The following is a 15,721-nucleotide window of genomic DNA, read 5'->3' as shown; positions in this document are numbered from 1 at the left end:
GTCAACCGTTATTGTGTTGCGTGCGCCGAAGTGTGGGCATATGGGATTGAATGGATTGAACAAAAGCAGCGTTCAGCGTGCGCAAAAGCTGTTGTGCAGCATGAAAAAGCGGCCTGTAAACACCGCCAAAAGGGTTTACAGGCCGCTTACACAACACCAAGCCATGCTCAATAAGTGTGGTCTTCCAATAAATAACCGATGGAGGCAGGCAAAAACAATTCCAATTCCGCGCTGCCTGTGCTGACACCACCCACGCCCAAACTCGATTCCAATGCCCATTCTGGTTTGGGGTTGAGTGGGTGGGCAAAATTCAACAATAAGGACGCAAACGCCAACAATTGCGCCGTCGTACCGGTACACAGCCATTTGGTGCGGTCGGCAAACCAGCGTTCGGGATGGGCAAACTCATTGTCGTCGGCCATGGTTAAAAACAGGTCAAAAGACAGGTGCTGCGCGCGCAGCGCCTCACGTTGGGCCGCGAGTGGCTGGTAATGGTAGGCCCAAACGGCGGGTATGATGGACTTGTCTGTACAAGTGAAGACCAATTTTTCCACCCCCGAATCTTTGCGCATGATTTCAACTTGCGTGGTCTGTGCGGTGAAAGCGGCCTGTAAACACACAAAGGCTAAGGAAGTGCACAGCGAGGCGTTGAGCGACAAGCGCAGCAATTCGCTGCGAAACACATTGCCGTAGGTGTGGTGGCTTTTTTGAAACAGCAAGCGCGAGGTGGTGTAAGTGTGCGGGCAGTCGTGGAAACTGGCCGCAGTGAGCACCACGCCGTCGCTGGCGCTGTGTTCGGCATCGAGCAAGGCATCGGTATACAAAGCCGCGTGATGCGGATGCCAATTGATTTGGTCTAAGGTGTATTGGTTGCTGCCCAAGGCGGCGTGAAAGTCAAACGGGGTACGGCTGATAGCGTTCATGTGCTGTCTCAGTAGCAAGAATGTGGGGTGTTAACAAAAAAAAGCGGACGCAAAAAAAGCGTCCTGTAAAGCTTACAGGACGCTTCAAGCACGCAGCAAGTGTTTACAGCGATTTTTGTTGCAAGCGTTTTTGCTCGTCTGCGCTTAACACGCGGATGTGCGCGGTTTTGCCGTGGCCGATCAAACCGTGGGTTTCAATCGGATTGGGGCCGCTTAAGATGTCACACAAATACTGCAAAATCTCGGCACTGATGATTTGCCCCGGCACCAATACCGGAATGCCCGGAGGATAAGGCACGATTTGGTCGCAACAGACGCGGCCAATGAGGTCTTGATTGGCTTTTTTGCCATCGAGCAGGCTTAAGCGTTCGCCAGCGCAGTAAAACGCGTCACGCGGCAAGCAGGCGAGGCTGGAGAAATGCGGCACTTGCAAATCGGGTTTGGCCAATTTTTTGCGTTTTTTCGGCGCTTCCTGTGCCAAGGTATTGAGCGCGTGGATCAGACGCATGGTTTTCTCTGCGGTGGTGCCTATGGTGACGAGCACGCTGACGGTGGCAAACGTCGATTTTTCCACTTGGATGTGGAAACGCTCGTACAACACCGTTTGCAATTGGTCGCCGGTGAGGCCGCTCATACGCGTGTCTATGGTGATTTTGCTTGGGTCTAAACGGATGCCGTCTTTTTTCAATTCTTCCGGCATCATTTCTTCCAAGGTCAACACGCGGAACACGCCGGTTTGGTTGATGCGCTCGTGCAGCACTTCCACCAATTGCAAGGCGCGCGACAGCAAGCCATAGCCTTCCATCACCATTTGTTGGCGCGCCACATCCAAGCTCGCCAAAATGCTGTATTGCGGACTGGTCGATGCGTGCATATTGAAGGTTTCGCGCAGCAGATGTGGGTCGAAACTCGGGTCGTTGACATGCACCATGCTCGCTTGCGAGAACGCCGACATGGTTTTGTGGGTGGATTGGGTCACATAATCGGCGCCACATTCCAATGCCGTCGGTCGGAAATGCGGGTGGAAACGTGCAAAGCCATACCAAGCCTCGTCGATAATGACTTTGATGCCGTGGGCGTGCGCCGCATCAATAATCGGTTTTAAGTCGTAACACAGGCCATCGTAAGTGGAGCTGGTGAGGATAATCGCTTTGGCATGCGGATGGGCGTTAATCGCTGCCAAAATGGATTTGAGCGGCACCGGTGCGAACAAGCCCAAGGCGGTATTGATGGAGCTGTCCAAATACACCGGTTTGGCACCGGATAAAATCACACCGTGGTGCACCGATTTGTGGCAATTGCGGTCTAACAGCAGTGTGTCACCTGGGATTAACAGCGATTGCAAAATCACCTTATTGGCAGTAGATGAGCCATTGGTGGCGAAATAAGTGTGTTTGGCGCCGAATGCTTGTGCCGCCAAGTCTTGCGATTCTTGAATCACGCCCTCAGGATGCAATAAGGAATCCAAGGCCAATACCGATACCGACAAATCCGCTTGCCACATGGATTGGCCGACGAAATGGTAAAAATCACTGCCCCAAGCCGATTGGCGCAAAGAGTCGCCATTGGAATGACCGGGGGTGTGCCATGAGTCGGCGTGTTTCGAGACATAGGATTTCAGCGCCGAGTAAAACGGTGTCGCTGCTTTGCGCTGCAAATGGGCGCACACTTCGGCGGTGAGCACATCGGTGGCTTTTTTGCTGTAATTGAGCACCGGCCATTGCGGAAAGTGTTCGGCTTTATTGCCTTTGTTGTCCCACACAAATACGGAGATTTCGCTGCGCCATTCTGGGCGTAAAGAAGCGGCCTGTAATTGTTGTAATTGGCTTAAGGTGAGGCTGCTGGCGTCGAGGATTAACACTTGTAAGCGCGGGTCTAGCAGCGCGGCTTGCCATTCATCGACCGCATAATTGTCAAACACCACCATCATCGGTTCGGCCAATTGCATTTGATTGTTGATGTGGCTGTGACCGGTTTTACTCAAAACAATGACGCTGCACAAAGCACTCATGAGATGCTCCTGAAATGGGATGAATAATTGTGCCTGAGTTTTGGCAAGTGGGCGATAATTAAATATTCTGTAAAATCACGCTATTGGCATTTATTTCTATGAAAATGACTTAAAAGCCTTGCCAAGTGGGCAGGGAATCGGCATAATGCGCTCCTCTGTTGCCGGTATAGCTCAGTTGGTAGAGCAGCTGACTTGTAATCAGAAGGTCCCGAGTTCGACTCTTGGTGCCGGCACCAACAGAAACCCACAGCTACTTCACGGGTATAAAACAGTAGCACAGCAACACCCAGCCGGTATAGCTCAGTTGGTAGAGCAGCTGACTTGTAATCAGAAGGTCCCGAGTTCGACTCTTGGTGCCGGCACCAAATTTAAAGCCCCAATCGCAAGATTGGGGCTTTTTTCATCTGCGTTTTGTCCCTGTGTCTGATGCCTGTTCTGCGCTTGATAGGGCTTAAGGTGTTTACAGGCCGCTTATAGTAAGTGCAATACGGTGGGGCACTGTTTTATGCGCAAGCATGGAATGGACAGGCCGCTGATTGGGTATGCCTGCTCAACCCATCATTCCAATTCAACTGGCCTGTTCAACTGGCAGCATTTGTATTTACAGGCCGCTTAGCAGGCATCACACCCTGCGTTTACCGTCACTAGGGCAACTTTAGCCCGCCTTTTCTCTACCCCAGTGTTGCCATCTTGCAAGAAAAAATCGTCTGAAATACCACTTTTTGTCGCGGCATTACGACACAGGCATGCCGTTTATGTGGTTTAAGCGCGCATTTTCAGCGTTTTGGACCGCATTAAGCGGCCTGTAAAGTCAATACCAGCATGGCTTTGCCCACTTTTTAATTTGCCTATCACTGAAATTGAGTATATCTAGAGCCAAAAACCTTAGTGTAGGCGCAATGCGCCAGCGCTCTATATGATAAATCACTGTTAATGCATCACATTAACCCATCTTAACCATGTCTTTTCTGGGTTTGGGCACCGCGTCTGTGGGGGATGCGGCGGCCAAATCCCGTCAGTGCAGGCGGTGTTGGCCTGCTGCAGACTTGCAACCCATATGGCCCATGCCGCTTGCGCATGGGTGTAGTCGCTATTGTGATGCCGCTATGTGTAACAACCGCCCACCTTATCAATACCGTGATACCGCCAAACCAATACACAGTGTTTTTACAGGACGCTTACCACACTTGGGCATGCTGTAAAAAGATTCAGGAGAACGCAGATGAACAAGACTTACCGGATTAAATACAACCAGCACACCGGCACTTATGTGGCGGTGGCCGAAATCAGCACCGCCCGTGGCAAAAGCGGCAGCAACAGCCGCGTGGTGGCCGCCGCCATCGTCGCAGCTGGTTTGAGCTTGTTCAGCGGCGTGGCATCGGCAGATGTGTGGGGTGACCCAGGCGTGTCTGCTCCGGGCGTGAGCGAAGGGGTAGCCGCAGGACCTTATGGTTGTAATGTCGCTGCCAGCTCCCAAACCGTTTTTGACGAGAACGGCAATCCGATTCAAAAAACCTATGCTGCCAACTCCAATCACGAAGGGGCGTGGTTAGAAGGCAATGGCGGCGTGGTCTTGGGTGGTGGTTGCGAAAATGTGGCCATCGCTTTGGAGAATGGCACGGCCATCGGCAATGGCGCCGCTGCTGCCAACAGCGCCGTCGCCATAGGCACTTTGGCCTTGGCGCAACAAGCCAATGCCATCGCCGTGGGTTCTTATGCGCAGGCTTTGGGTGCATCCAGCATCGCCTTGGGCACTGACGCCATTGCCAATGGTGCGGGCAGTATGGCCTTAGGGATGGAGTCACATGCCGAAGGTGTGGTAAGTTTGGCTTTAGGGCTTGAGTCACATGCTGAAGGTCGAGCCAGCATGGCCTTAGGGGTTGATTCACATGCAGAGGGTGAAGCCAGCATGGCCTTAGGGGTTGAGTCACATGCAGAGGGTGACGCCAGCATGGCTTTGGGTACTGGCGCACATGCCAATGGCGTCATTAGCATGGCCATGGGGGTGCAATCCTATGCCGAAGGTGAGGGCAGTATGGCTTTGGGACGAGGCTCACGTGCCAATGGTGTGGGCAGCATGAGTGTGGGCAACGGCGCGGGTATGGACAGCCAAGGCAATTACAATGCCTATGTGGGCATGTACAGTGGTTACACAGCCAATGGTCATTACAACCAAAGTTTGGGTTTTAATAGCGGCGAGCAGATTCAAGGCGACCACAATGCTGCTGTGGGCAGCAACGCTGGCTCATTCATCACTGGCAATGGCAATGTGGCCGTGGGCGATATGGCTGGCAGCGTGAAAGGCTATAGTGAAGATACTCAGCAATATTTTAACCATCCCAATGCCAATGGCGTGTCAGAGAATCGGGTCAGCAATGCCGTGGCCGTGGGCAATTATGCCTTGAGTTTGAGCAGTGGCGGCATCGCCTTGGGCAGCAATGCCTTGGTATTGTCGGGTTACACCGGCAGCGTGGCCATCGGTGAGAACAGTGTTGCCAACCGCAGCAATGCGGTGTCGGTAGGCAAAGCCGGCGCTGAGCGTCAAATCACCCATGTGGCTCAGGGCACGGCCAACACCGATGCGGTGAACGTGGCACAGTTACAGGCCGCTATTCAAGCCTCAGGCGGCATACAGTTTGTGTCGGTGAACGGTGCGGCCAGTGATGGCAATGTATTGAATACTGGTGCCAGCGGCAGCAAAGCCATCGCCATCGGCGCCAATGCCGTGGGTGGTGGGACTTACAGCATTGCTTTGGGTTATGGTGCCCAAAGCAACAGTCAAAACAGCATTGCCATCGGTACGGGCGCAGGAGTGCCATCGGCTTTTGCCTTTCCATTACCAATATTAGGAATCAGTGGTCACAACAATTACATTGGCAACAATGCCGGCAATGGCAGCAGTCTGGCCAACAGCAATGTGCTGGGTAATCAAGCCGGCTCATCCAGTGCCGGTGTTGAAAATGTGTATGTGGGCAGCAGCAGTGGCGCAGGGGTGATGGGCAACGACAACATTGCCATCGGCACTTCGGCAGGGACAGAATTGCTGGCGGTTTGGAATCCACTCTTAGGCACGACACAATGGCAATCGCGCAGTGGTGTAACGTCTTTACCGTTGGTATTGCCTGGCATAGGTGGCAATGTCAGCAATACCGTGGCGCTGGGCAATTATGCCTTGTCGCGCAGCAACCTAGGCGTGGCCTTGGGCAGCAATGCCATTGTTGAAATGGGATTGACAGGCAGCATGGCCTTGGGCACGGGCAGTCGCGCCAATGCAGCGAACAGCATCGCCTTGGGCGCAGGCAGTGAAACCAGCCGTATCAACAGCGTGTCGGTAGGCAAGGCTAGCGCCGAGCGTCAAATCACCAATGTGGCCGCAGGGACGACAACCACCGATGCGGTGAATTTTGGGCAGTTACAGGCCGCTATTCAAGCCTCTGGAGGCGTTAATTTTGTATCGGTGAATGGCAGCAGTAGCGATGGTAATTTTAATAACGATGGCGCCAGCGGCAACAAAGCCATCGCCATCGGTGCGGCTGCGGAAGCTGGCGGAAGCTATGGCATTGCCATCGGTAGCAATGCCACTGCAGGCGAAGAAAACAACATCGCCATCGGTGAGCAAGCAGGATTTAACAGCGGCGGTAATAACAACCAATCCTTGGGCCACCAAGCCGGTTCACAACGCTTTATGGGCGGAGACTTCAATATCTTCACTGGTGAATCCGCAGGCATGGTCGGCTCAGGCAGCTACAACGTGGCCACAGGTTTTAATACAGGTGTGAGTGCCAATGGCGACCACATGGTGTTAATCGGCAGCTTGGCCGGCAATGCCATGAGTGGCGACTACAACACCGCCGTGGGGGCGGTGGCAGGGCAATCCGCGCAAGGGGCACGCAACAGCTATGTTGGCGTCGCCAGCGGCCGTAACAACAATGGTTCAGGCAACAGCGCCGTCGGCGACAATGCGGGCAACCATGTCAACGGCAACAATAACGTGGCTTTGGGCAAAATGGCCGGCAGCCTGTATCGGTTTGATGACAGCACCAATAAAACTTACGACCGCGCCGGCACCGAAGTCACTGGCAGCCTCAGCGGGCTGGCGGTGAGCAATACGGTGTCTGTCGGCAATTTGTCTTTGTCGCGCAGCAATCAAGGCGTGGCTCTGGGCAGCAATGCCATCGTTGAAGCAGGATTGACAGGCAGCATGGCCTTGGGCGCGGGCAGTCGCGCCAATGCGGCGAACAGCATTGCCTTGGGCGCAAACAGCGAAACCAGCCGCATTAACACGGTATCGGTAGGCAAGGCGGGCGCTGAGCGCCAAATCACCAACGTCGCCGATGGTACCACGCTCACCGATGCGGTGAACTTAAGACAGTTACAGGCCGCTGTGGCCGCTGTGCCAAGCGTGCATTTTGTATCGGTGAACGGCGCCAGCAGCGATGGAAATTTTAATAATAATGGCGCCAGCGGCAGCAAAGCCATCGCCATAGGCGCGAACACGGTGGCAGCGGGCGATTACAGTGTGGCGCAAGGCTACAAAGCCAATGCCGCCGGCGATGACAGCATCGCTTGGGGTCAACAAGCGTTAGCAGCGGATGCGGAAAGCATCGCCATCGGTGCCCATAGCGAAGCCAAGGGCGCTGCCGCCGTGGTGTTGGGCACTCGTGCCAGTAGCGATGGCGACGAAACCGTGGCCATCGGTAATTATGCCGTGGCCCGACAGTTTGGCAGCACGGCGGTGGGTGGGGAAGCATCGGCAACGGGTGCTGCGTCTACCGCGCTGGGTTTTGCCACCGGTGCAGATGCTGACCGCAGTGTGGCCATCGGTTATGGCAGTTTGGTGGTGAGTCAGGCGATGTTGCCCACTGCCAATGGCTATAACAGCGTGGCCTTAGGCCATAACAGCCGCGCTGATAGGCCAAATACAGTGTCCATAGGTGAAGTGGGCAAAGAGCGCCAAATCACCAATGTGGCAGATGGCACGACTTTCACCGATGCGGTGAATTTAAAACAATTACAGGCCGTTGAAGCCAAGATAGGCACGGGTGCGGGTGGCACTGCGGTGCATTTTGTCAGCATAGATGGCGTGTCTGCGGATGGTAATTTTAATAACGATGGCGCCAGCGGTCTGAAAGCTATTGCGATAGGTGCCAATGCGGTGGCAATGGGCGAAGCCAGTGTGGCACAAGGCCAAGGCGCGAATGCCTATGGCGATGGCAGCATCGCCCAAGGTTATCAAGCCTTTGCCGAAAACACTGGCAACATTGCCCAAGGTGTGCAAGCACAGGCCAAGGGTTGGAACAGCATTGCCCAAGGCTATGAAACACAAGCCTTACAAGACGGCGCGGTGGCCTTGGGTACACAAACCATCGCCAATGGCGTGGCCAGCATCGCCATCGGTGGCTTTGCCAATGCCGCCGCCGACAACAGCATCGCCGTGGGCGACAGCAGTGTTGCCAGCGGTGAATACAGCATCGCCCAAGGTTCGGGCGCCAATGCTTGGGGCGCGTTCAGCCTTGCCCAAGGCGGCACTGCCACTGCCGAAGGTGACAACAGCGTTGCTCAAGGCTTAGGCGCATACAGCGCGGGTATGGACGCTGTGGCCGTAGGCGCATTTGCCAATGCCGCCGCCAAGAACAGCGTTGCCTTGGGCGCAGGCAGTGAGGCCAGTCGTGCCAATACCGTATCGGTAGGCAAAGCCGGTGCCGAGCGTCAAATCACCAACGTCGCCGATGGCACGACGCTCACCGATGCGGTGAATTTAAAACAATTACAGGCCGCTGTGGCCGCTGTGCCAAGCGTGCATTTTGTGTCGGTGAATGGCGCCAGCAGCGATGGCAATTTTAATAACAATGGTGCAAGCGGCAACAAAGCCATCGCCATCGGTGCGAATGCGTTGGCCAGTGGTTCATACAGCATCGCCCAAGGCTTTGGTGCCAATGCCGCAGGAAATGACAGCATTGCCTTGGGGCAAGGGGCGACGACGAAAACAAATGGTTGGGCAAGTCACGCACAAGTGGCAATAGGCGCACAAGCACAGGCATCGGGAGCAGGTGCGGTCAGTATCGGACCTTCTTCGGGTCAGAGTGGCTATAGTATGGGTGCAGTGTATGTTGGCAGTTATGCAGGCAACAATGGCATTGGTTCAGGGGGGCAAGTGGGTGTGGGCGTAGAAAGCCTGCGCAACAGCATAGGTGAGTTCAATGCCATGCTGGGGGCACAAAGTGGCGATGGCATACAAGGAGACTTCAACACTGGTGTGGGCAGTTTTGCAGGCAAAAGCAGTCAAGGCGAACGCAATGCTTATGCAGGCACGGGTGCAGGAGCATACCAAAAAGGCGATAACAACATCGCTATTGGCAATGGAGCAGGGTCTGAATATACATTAAGCAATGGTGGTTGGAATGCCGCAGGGGTGGGGATAAAAGCAAATATCTTTGGCTACGACCGCAATGGCCAATTAGTGAATGCATCTGACCTCAAATTACAGGCCGCTGTCAGCAATACAGTTGCGCTGGGCAATTTGTCTTTGTCGCGCAGCAATCAAGGCGTGGCCTTGGGCAGCAATGCCATTGTCGAAGCAAACATGACAGGCAGCATGGCCTTGGGCGCGGGCAGTCGCGCCAATGCGGCGAACAGCTTGGCCTTGGGCGCTGGCAGTGAAACCAACCGCGTTAACACAGTGTCGGTGGGCAAAACCGGCGCCGAGCGCCAAATCACCAATGTCGCTGATGGCACGACGCTCACCGATGCGGTGAATTTAAAACAATTACAGGCCGTACAAGCCTTAATCGGTACGGGCACGGGCGGCAGTGGCGTCAATTTTGTATCCATCGGAGGCAGTAGCAGCGATGGCAATTTTGCTAACGACGGTGCCAGCGGTAACAAAGCCATGGCTTTGGGTGCCAGTGCCAATGCGATGGGCGATTATGCGCTTGCCCACGGTTTTGGTGCCAATGCCAGCGGCACTTATGGCATTGCAGTCGGTTTTGGGGCGGTGGCAAGTAAGATGGGGGCTGTGGCGCAAGGGGTGTTGGCCAATGCCAGTGGTGAGGACAGTGTGGCTTTGGGCGACCGTGCGCAAGCCTTGGATGATTACACTGTTTCTATTGGTTCTTATGCAGGTGTTGGTCAGACCACAGTCAATGCGGATGGTCGCAATCTGAATCTCGGTCAGTTCAGTGGTGCACAAGCCCAAAGCGCTTCACAAAGCAATTTTATCGGCATACGTGCTGGTTACAACACCCATGTGGTGCAACAATCCACTTTGTTGGGCTATTACAGTGGTCGCGATGCCAGCAATGTGAACAGCAGTATGTTGTTGGGCAATAACAGCGGCATGGCGGCCAACAGTGTGGTGGCCAGCAGCCTGATCGGCAGTTTCAGCGGCATGAACAGCAACAATGTTCACAACAGTGTATTGATGGGGTCATCCAGTGGCAGCAGTGCCAATGGTGTGGCTGACAGCAGTTTAATCGGTACCAACAGCGGTTGGTATGCGCAAAACGTGACTTCGAGTGCTTTAATTGGCCAATTCAGCGGTGACCATGCCCAAAATGTGTTGGAAAGCAGCTTTTTGGGTTTCAGCAGTGGCTATGAAGCCAATGGCGTCAGCAACAGCAGTTTAATTGGTTCATACAGCGCTTATTTAGCACAAAATATTAAATACAGCAGTTTGTTGGGTTACGCCGTGGCGCAGTCGGCCAATGGTGTGTCGCTAAGCAATATCATCGGTTATGCCGCAGCTCTTGCTGCCACTGATGTGACCGACAGCAGTTTGCTGGGTACACGGGCAGGCCAACAGGCCAACAGTGTGGTCGACAGCAGCCTGATTGGTACCCGTGCCGGGCAATTGTCCAAGAATGTGAGCGACAGCAGTTTGATGGGCACACGCAGTGGCGCATGGTCGCAAGGCAGCAATAACAGTTTTATCGGTACGGCCAGTGGTGTGGCGGTGCAAGGCAATGACAATCTGGCGCTGGGTACGGCCGCCAATGGCATGTTGTATTGGGACAAGCAGGCGAATGCCTATCGCAATCGCGATGGCAGCGTGTTCAATGGTACGGCACCAAGTGTGTTGCCAGTAAACAATACCGTCGCCTTGGGCACTTTGTCCTTGTCGACTGTGGACAATGGCGTGGCCTTGGGCAGTGGTGCAATTGCCACCACCACCGCAGGCAAAGCCGGTTATCTTGCCAATGGCAAAACCGATGCCACATGGCAAGCGACTTTGGCGGCGGTGTCTGTCGGTGGTGACGACCCTTACGATGGTAAAAACGTCGTCAATACCCGTCAAATCACCAATGTCGCTGCCGGTACGACCTTGACCGATGCGGTCAACGTGGCGCAGTTACAGGCCGCTGTGGCAGCGGTGCCTAGCTTGCATTTCTTGTCGGTACAAGGGGCAGCGAGTGACAGCAATTATGGCAATGATGGTGCCAGCGGCAGCAAGGCGATTGCGATAGGTGCGAATGCCGTTGCTAAGGGCAATTATGCGGTGGCCGAAGGCTATCAAGCCAATGCGGCGGGCACTAATGCAATGGCGATGGGCGCTTATGCCATCGCGGCTGGGGCCAATGGCATCGCCTTGGGGCAAGGCAGTTATGCCTCACAATGGGGCGATGCTTTGGCCATCGGTGCGGGTGCCAATGCCAAAAATATTAAAAGCATCGCCATAGGCACCAATGCCATTGCCAGCGATTCCGGCAGCATGGCCATTGGTACTGCCGCCAATGCGCTTTACAACCAAGACATCGCCATCGGTACCATGGCCAATGCCGCCAGCGGTCAAGGCGTGGTGATAGGCTACCATGCCAACAGCAAAGGCATAGGCGGCATCGCGCAAGGCGCGCGTGCTTTGGTGGATGGTGCTTACGGCATAGCTTTGGGTTATGAGGCACAGTCCTTGTCCTTGTCAGGTGTGGCAGTGGGTTATCAAGCCAAAGCGAAGATGTATGCCATTGCCCAAGGCTCAGGAGCCAATGCGGCGGCTTATGGTTCCATCGCCATGGGTGCCGATACTTTGGCCAAAGATTCATACGACATCGCCACCGGTTATGGCGCGCAAGCCATAGGCGGTGGCAGTATTGCACAAGGCGGTAAGGCAGTTGCCAATGGTCTATTTGCCATGTCTTTGGGCTACCAATCTCAGGCTATAGGTGCCAGTGCGCTTGCAACAGGCAGAGATGCTTTTGCTGGCGAAGCCTACAGCATTGCCACCGGTCATCAAGCCAATGCCGCAGTGTATGGGGCCATGGCTTCGGGTTACAAGGCTTTGGCCACAGACTTTTATGCGGTGGCCACTGGTGCGTCAGCGCAAGCCTTGGGTGAGGCGGCTGTGGCGACAGGGCAAGGTGCCACTGCTGGTAAGGCTTACAGTATTGCTGAGGGGTACCAAGCCAATGCGGCCGATTTCTTTAGCCATGCCACCGGTTACCAAGCTTTGGCATCTGGACAAGGTGCGATTGCCGATGGTTTTATGGCTCAGGCCACCGGAACAGATGCCATCGCCATTGGTTCTGCCAGCAAGGCGACAGGCAAGCAAAGCATCGCGCAAGGCTTGGGGGCACAAGCAGCGGCTGATTTTGGCGTGGCTTTGGGCAACGATGCCAGAGTTTCGCAAGCAGCAGGCGTGGGTTTGGCCTTGGGTGCGGGCAGTCGGGTAACGGCGCTTAACAGTGTCGCCTTGGGTGGCAGCAGCATCGCCGACCGTGCAGACACGGTGTCGGTGGGTCTAGTTGGGTATGAGCGCCAAATCACCAATGTCGCTGCCGGTACGACTTTGACCGATGCGGTGAATTTGGGGCAATTACAGGCCGCTACCGCTGGCTTGGCACCATTGTCTCAAACGGCGGTGGTGTATGACAGCACCGCTAAGACCCAAGTGACTTTGGGCGGTGTTGGTGCGGCGCCAGTGCAGTTGACCAACTTACAGGCCGCTGCCTTGAATGCCACATCGACCGATGCGGTGACTGGGGCGCAATTGTTTGCCACCAATACCACCCAAGCGGCGCAAGCGAATACCTTGCAAGTTCATACCACTTCCTTGGCGCAACACGCCAACAGCATTGCCCAAAACAGTGCAGACATCTTGACGCAAGCGAGCACGCTGCAAAACCATACCTCGACCTTGGCGCAACAAGCCAATACTTTGGCCTCGCACACTGGCAGCATTGCCACATTGCAACAAGGGTGGAATCTGTCCAGTAATGGCGGCGCTGCCACGGCGATTAAGGCTGGCGATGGGGTGAATTTTGTTAACGGTCAAAACATCGCCATCACTCAAAACGGCAACAGCATCAGCGTTGCCACCACAGCCAATGCGGTGTTCAACCAATTGACCTTGGGCGGCGTGGTGATCAGTGGCAATGGCATAGACGCGGGCGGCAAAGGCATACGCAATATTGCCAATGCCGTATCGGGCTCGGATGCGGTGAATTTAAACCAGTTACAGGCCGCTACTGCCGGTTTGGCACCGTTGGCGCAAAGCGCGGTGCTGTATGACAACGCGGCCAAGACGCAGGTGAGTTTGGGCGGCGTCGGAGCGGCGCCAGTGAAATTGACTAACTTACAGGCCGCTGTATTGAGTGCCAGCTCGAGCGATGCGGTGACCGGCGCGCAATTGTTTGCCACCAATACCACGCAAGCGGCGCAAGCGAATACCTTGCAAGTTCATACCACTTCCTTGGCGCAACAAGCAAACACGTTGGCGCAAAACAGCACTACTTTGGCGGCGCACAACACGACCTTGGCGCAACACACTGGCAGCATTGCGACCTTGCAACAAGGTTGGAATCTGTCCAGCAATGGCGGCGCGGCCACGGCAATTAAGGCCGGTGATGGGGTGAACTTTGTTAATGGTCAAAACATCGCCATCACGCAAAACGGCAACAACATCAGCGTGGCTACTGCGGCCAATGCGGTATTTAACCAATTGACTTTGGGCGGCGTGGTGATTAACAGCAGCGGCATAGACGCGGGCGGCCAAGTGGTGCGCAACCTCGGTGCGGGTGCGGTGACGGCCACCTCTCGCGATGCCGTGACCGGCGCGCAGTTATACCAAGCGATGCAAGCGGGCGGCAATAACAGTGGTGCGATTGCGCAATTGCAACAAGGCTTTGCATTGCAAGTGGATGGCACGAAGGCACAGCAAGTGAAGGCCGGTGACAGTGTCAACCTGCAAAGCGGCAATAATATTGCCATCAGCAATACCGGCACGGGCATAGAAGTGGCCTTGAAAGACGACATCCAAGTCAATTCGCTGCAAGTGGGCTCGGTCAGCATTACTCAGACTGGCATCAATGCCGGCGGCAAGGTGATTAGCGGTGTGGCCGATGGTGTGCTCGACAGCGATGCCGCCAATATGGGGCAATTGCGCGATGTGCAAGCCAGCGTGAGCGCGCAAGCGGAGAAACAGAAGTACATGCAGGTGAACGCAGGCAATAATGCCGCGGCGGCCAATGCCAGTGGCAGCAATGCCACCGCGATAGGTGTGGGCAGCAGCGCCGCAGGGCAAAATGCGATTGCGATGGGGCTGAATGCCAAAGCCACCGGTGAGAATTCGCTCAGCATCGGCACGGGCAACCAAGTCAGTGGCGACCGCTCTGGCGCGATAGGCGACCCGAGCGTGATTACCGGCAACGATGCTTACAGCTTGGGCAATAACAACACCATCGCCGCCGACAAATCGTTTGTGATCGGCAACAATGTCAACATCAGCACCGCCGCCAGCGACATGAGTAAGGCCGGTGGCGCAGTGTTCCAAGGCTCGGTGGCTTTGGGCGATGGCAGCAGTGTCGAAGCGGCTGTGGGCACGGCGTCGACCACCATTCGCGGTGAGACGTATCAATTTGCCGGCAGCAAACCGGTGGGCACGGTCAGCGTGGGTGCCAAAGATGCCGAGCGCACCATCACCCATGTGGCGGCGGGGCGTTTGGACGCGGGCAGCACCGATGCGGTCAATGGCAGCCAGTTGTACGCCACGAACCAAGCGGTGGACAAATTACAGGCCGGCACGGCAGGCGTGGTGCAATACACCGACAGCAAAACCAAGGCGCAAGCACAATTGGTCGGCGCTGGTAATGAACCGGTACGCTTATCGAATGTCGCGCGCGGCACTGAGGCCACCGATGCGGTCAATGTGCAGCAGTTGAATGAGGCCACCAACCGTTTGGACAAACGCATGTCGGACATGGAAGACGATGCCAATTCAGGCATAGCCGCGGCGATGGCGGTGGCGTCGTTGGGGCAGGCGTATGAGCGCGGACAGAAATCGGTGTCCATGGGCGGCAGTGTGTGGCGCGGTGAAACCGGCTATGCCATCGGTGTGTCGACGGTGTCTGAACAAGGCTCGTGGATGTTCAAGGCCAATGGTGCGGTATCGAGCAAAGGCTATGGCGGCGGCGGTGTCAGCGCCACCTATTTGTGGCATTGATGCCGTGTGGCTAAGCGGCCTGTAAGCGACTTTAAACCTGTTTACCATCAAACACCTGCTCTTTAGCAGGTGTTTTTTGTGACGCGGTTTGATGTGGTTTGGTTGACCACAGCGGCAGATTTGATTACAGTGCACACGAAATATGTAACATTATTCATAATGGGATTTTAAACCATGAAAAATGCTATATGATAGGCGCGCCAGCGCGTTTATTTTGGTTAAACCACCGCCGCACATATCGCCAAAACCGTTGTTTTCGGCTATGTTATTGAGCATAGTATCTAGCAACTAATAATGCGGCCTGTAACACTTTGCAGCCCAAGCACACCCATCTTATTGATTTGCATCGCCACAATT

Annotated in this window: 3 protein-coding genes and 2 tRNA genes; 3 read left to right on the top strand and 2 right to left on the bottom strand. The window is 55.1% G+C overall.

Annotated features, from left to right (window positions below):
• Window positions 1-167: 167 nt before the first annotated feature.
• Together BN3003_RS15225 and BN3003_RS15220 are read right to left on the bottom strand one after the other, a co-directional pair.
• Window positions 168-923, bottom strand: coding sequence for a hypothetical protein (locus BN3003_RS15225; protein WP_058357481.1), 756 nt, complete (start codon window positions 921-923; stop codon window positions 168-170).
• 103 nt (window positions 924-1,026) lie between these two features.
• The gene (locus tag BN3003_RS15220) at window positions 1,027-2,934 is read right to left on the bottom strand and encodes an aminotransferase class I/II-fold pyridoxal phosphate-dependent enzyme (protein WP_058357480.1); all 1,908 of its coding nucleotides are present in this window, start codon (window positions 2,932-2,934) and stop codon (window positions 1,027-1,029) included.
• A 160-nt stretch (window positions 2,935-3,094) separates the two neighbouring features.
• Here BN3003_RS15220 and BN3003_RS15215 point away from each other — a divergent pair.
• From BN3003_RS15215 to BN3003_RS15205, 3 genes are all read left to right on the top strand, one after another.
• Window positions 3,095-3,170: transfer RNA gene (locus BN3003_RS15215), tRNA-Thr, on the top strand.
• Window positions 3,171-3,223: 53 nt separating this feature from the next.
• Window positions 3,224-3,299 (top strand) — tRNA-Thr (locus BN3003_RS15210).
• An 857-nt stretch (window positions 3,300-4,156) separates the two neighbouring features.
• A complete protein-coding gene (locus BN3003_RS15205) occupies window positions 4,157-15,364 on the top strand; it encodes an ESPR-type extended signal peptide-containing protein (protein WP_058357479.1) in 11,208 nt (3,735 codons plus the stop codon).
• Window positions 15,365-15,721 lie beyond the last annotated feature (357 nt).

Source organism: Vitreoscilla massiliensis, assembly GCF_001457815.1.
GTDB classification, from domain to species: Bacteria; Pseudomonadota; Gammaproteobacteria; order Burkholderiales; family Neisseriaceae; genus Vitreoscilla; species Vitreoscilla massiliensis.
This window is presented reverse-complemented; position numbering and strand designations above follow the sequence as displayed.

Excerpts from the sequence above, each read along its gene's own strand:
- BN3003_RS15220 (WP_058357480.1), bottom strand. The coding sequence starts at position 2,934 with ATGAGTGCTTTGTGCAGCGTCATTGTTTTGAGTAAAACCGGTCACAGC.
- BN3003_RS15225 (WP_058357481.1), bottom strand. The coding sequence starts at position 923 with ATGAACGCTATCAGCCGTACCCCGTTTGACTTTCACGCCGCCTTGGGC.
- BN3003_RS15205 (WP_058357479.1), top strand. The coding sequence starts at position 4,157 with ATGAACAAGACTTACCGGATTAAATACAACCAGCACACCGGCACTTAT.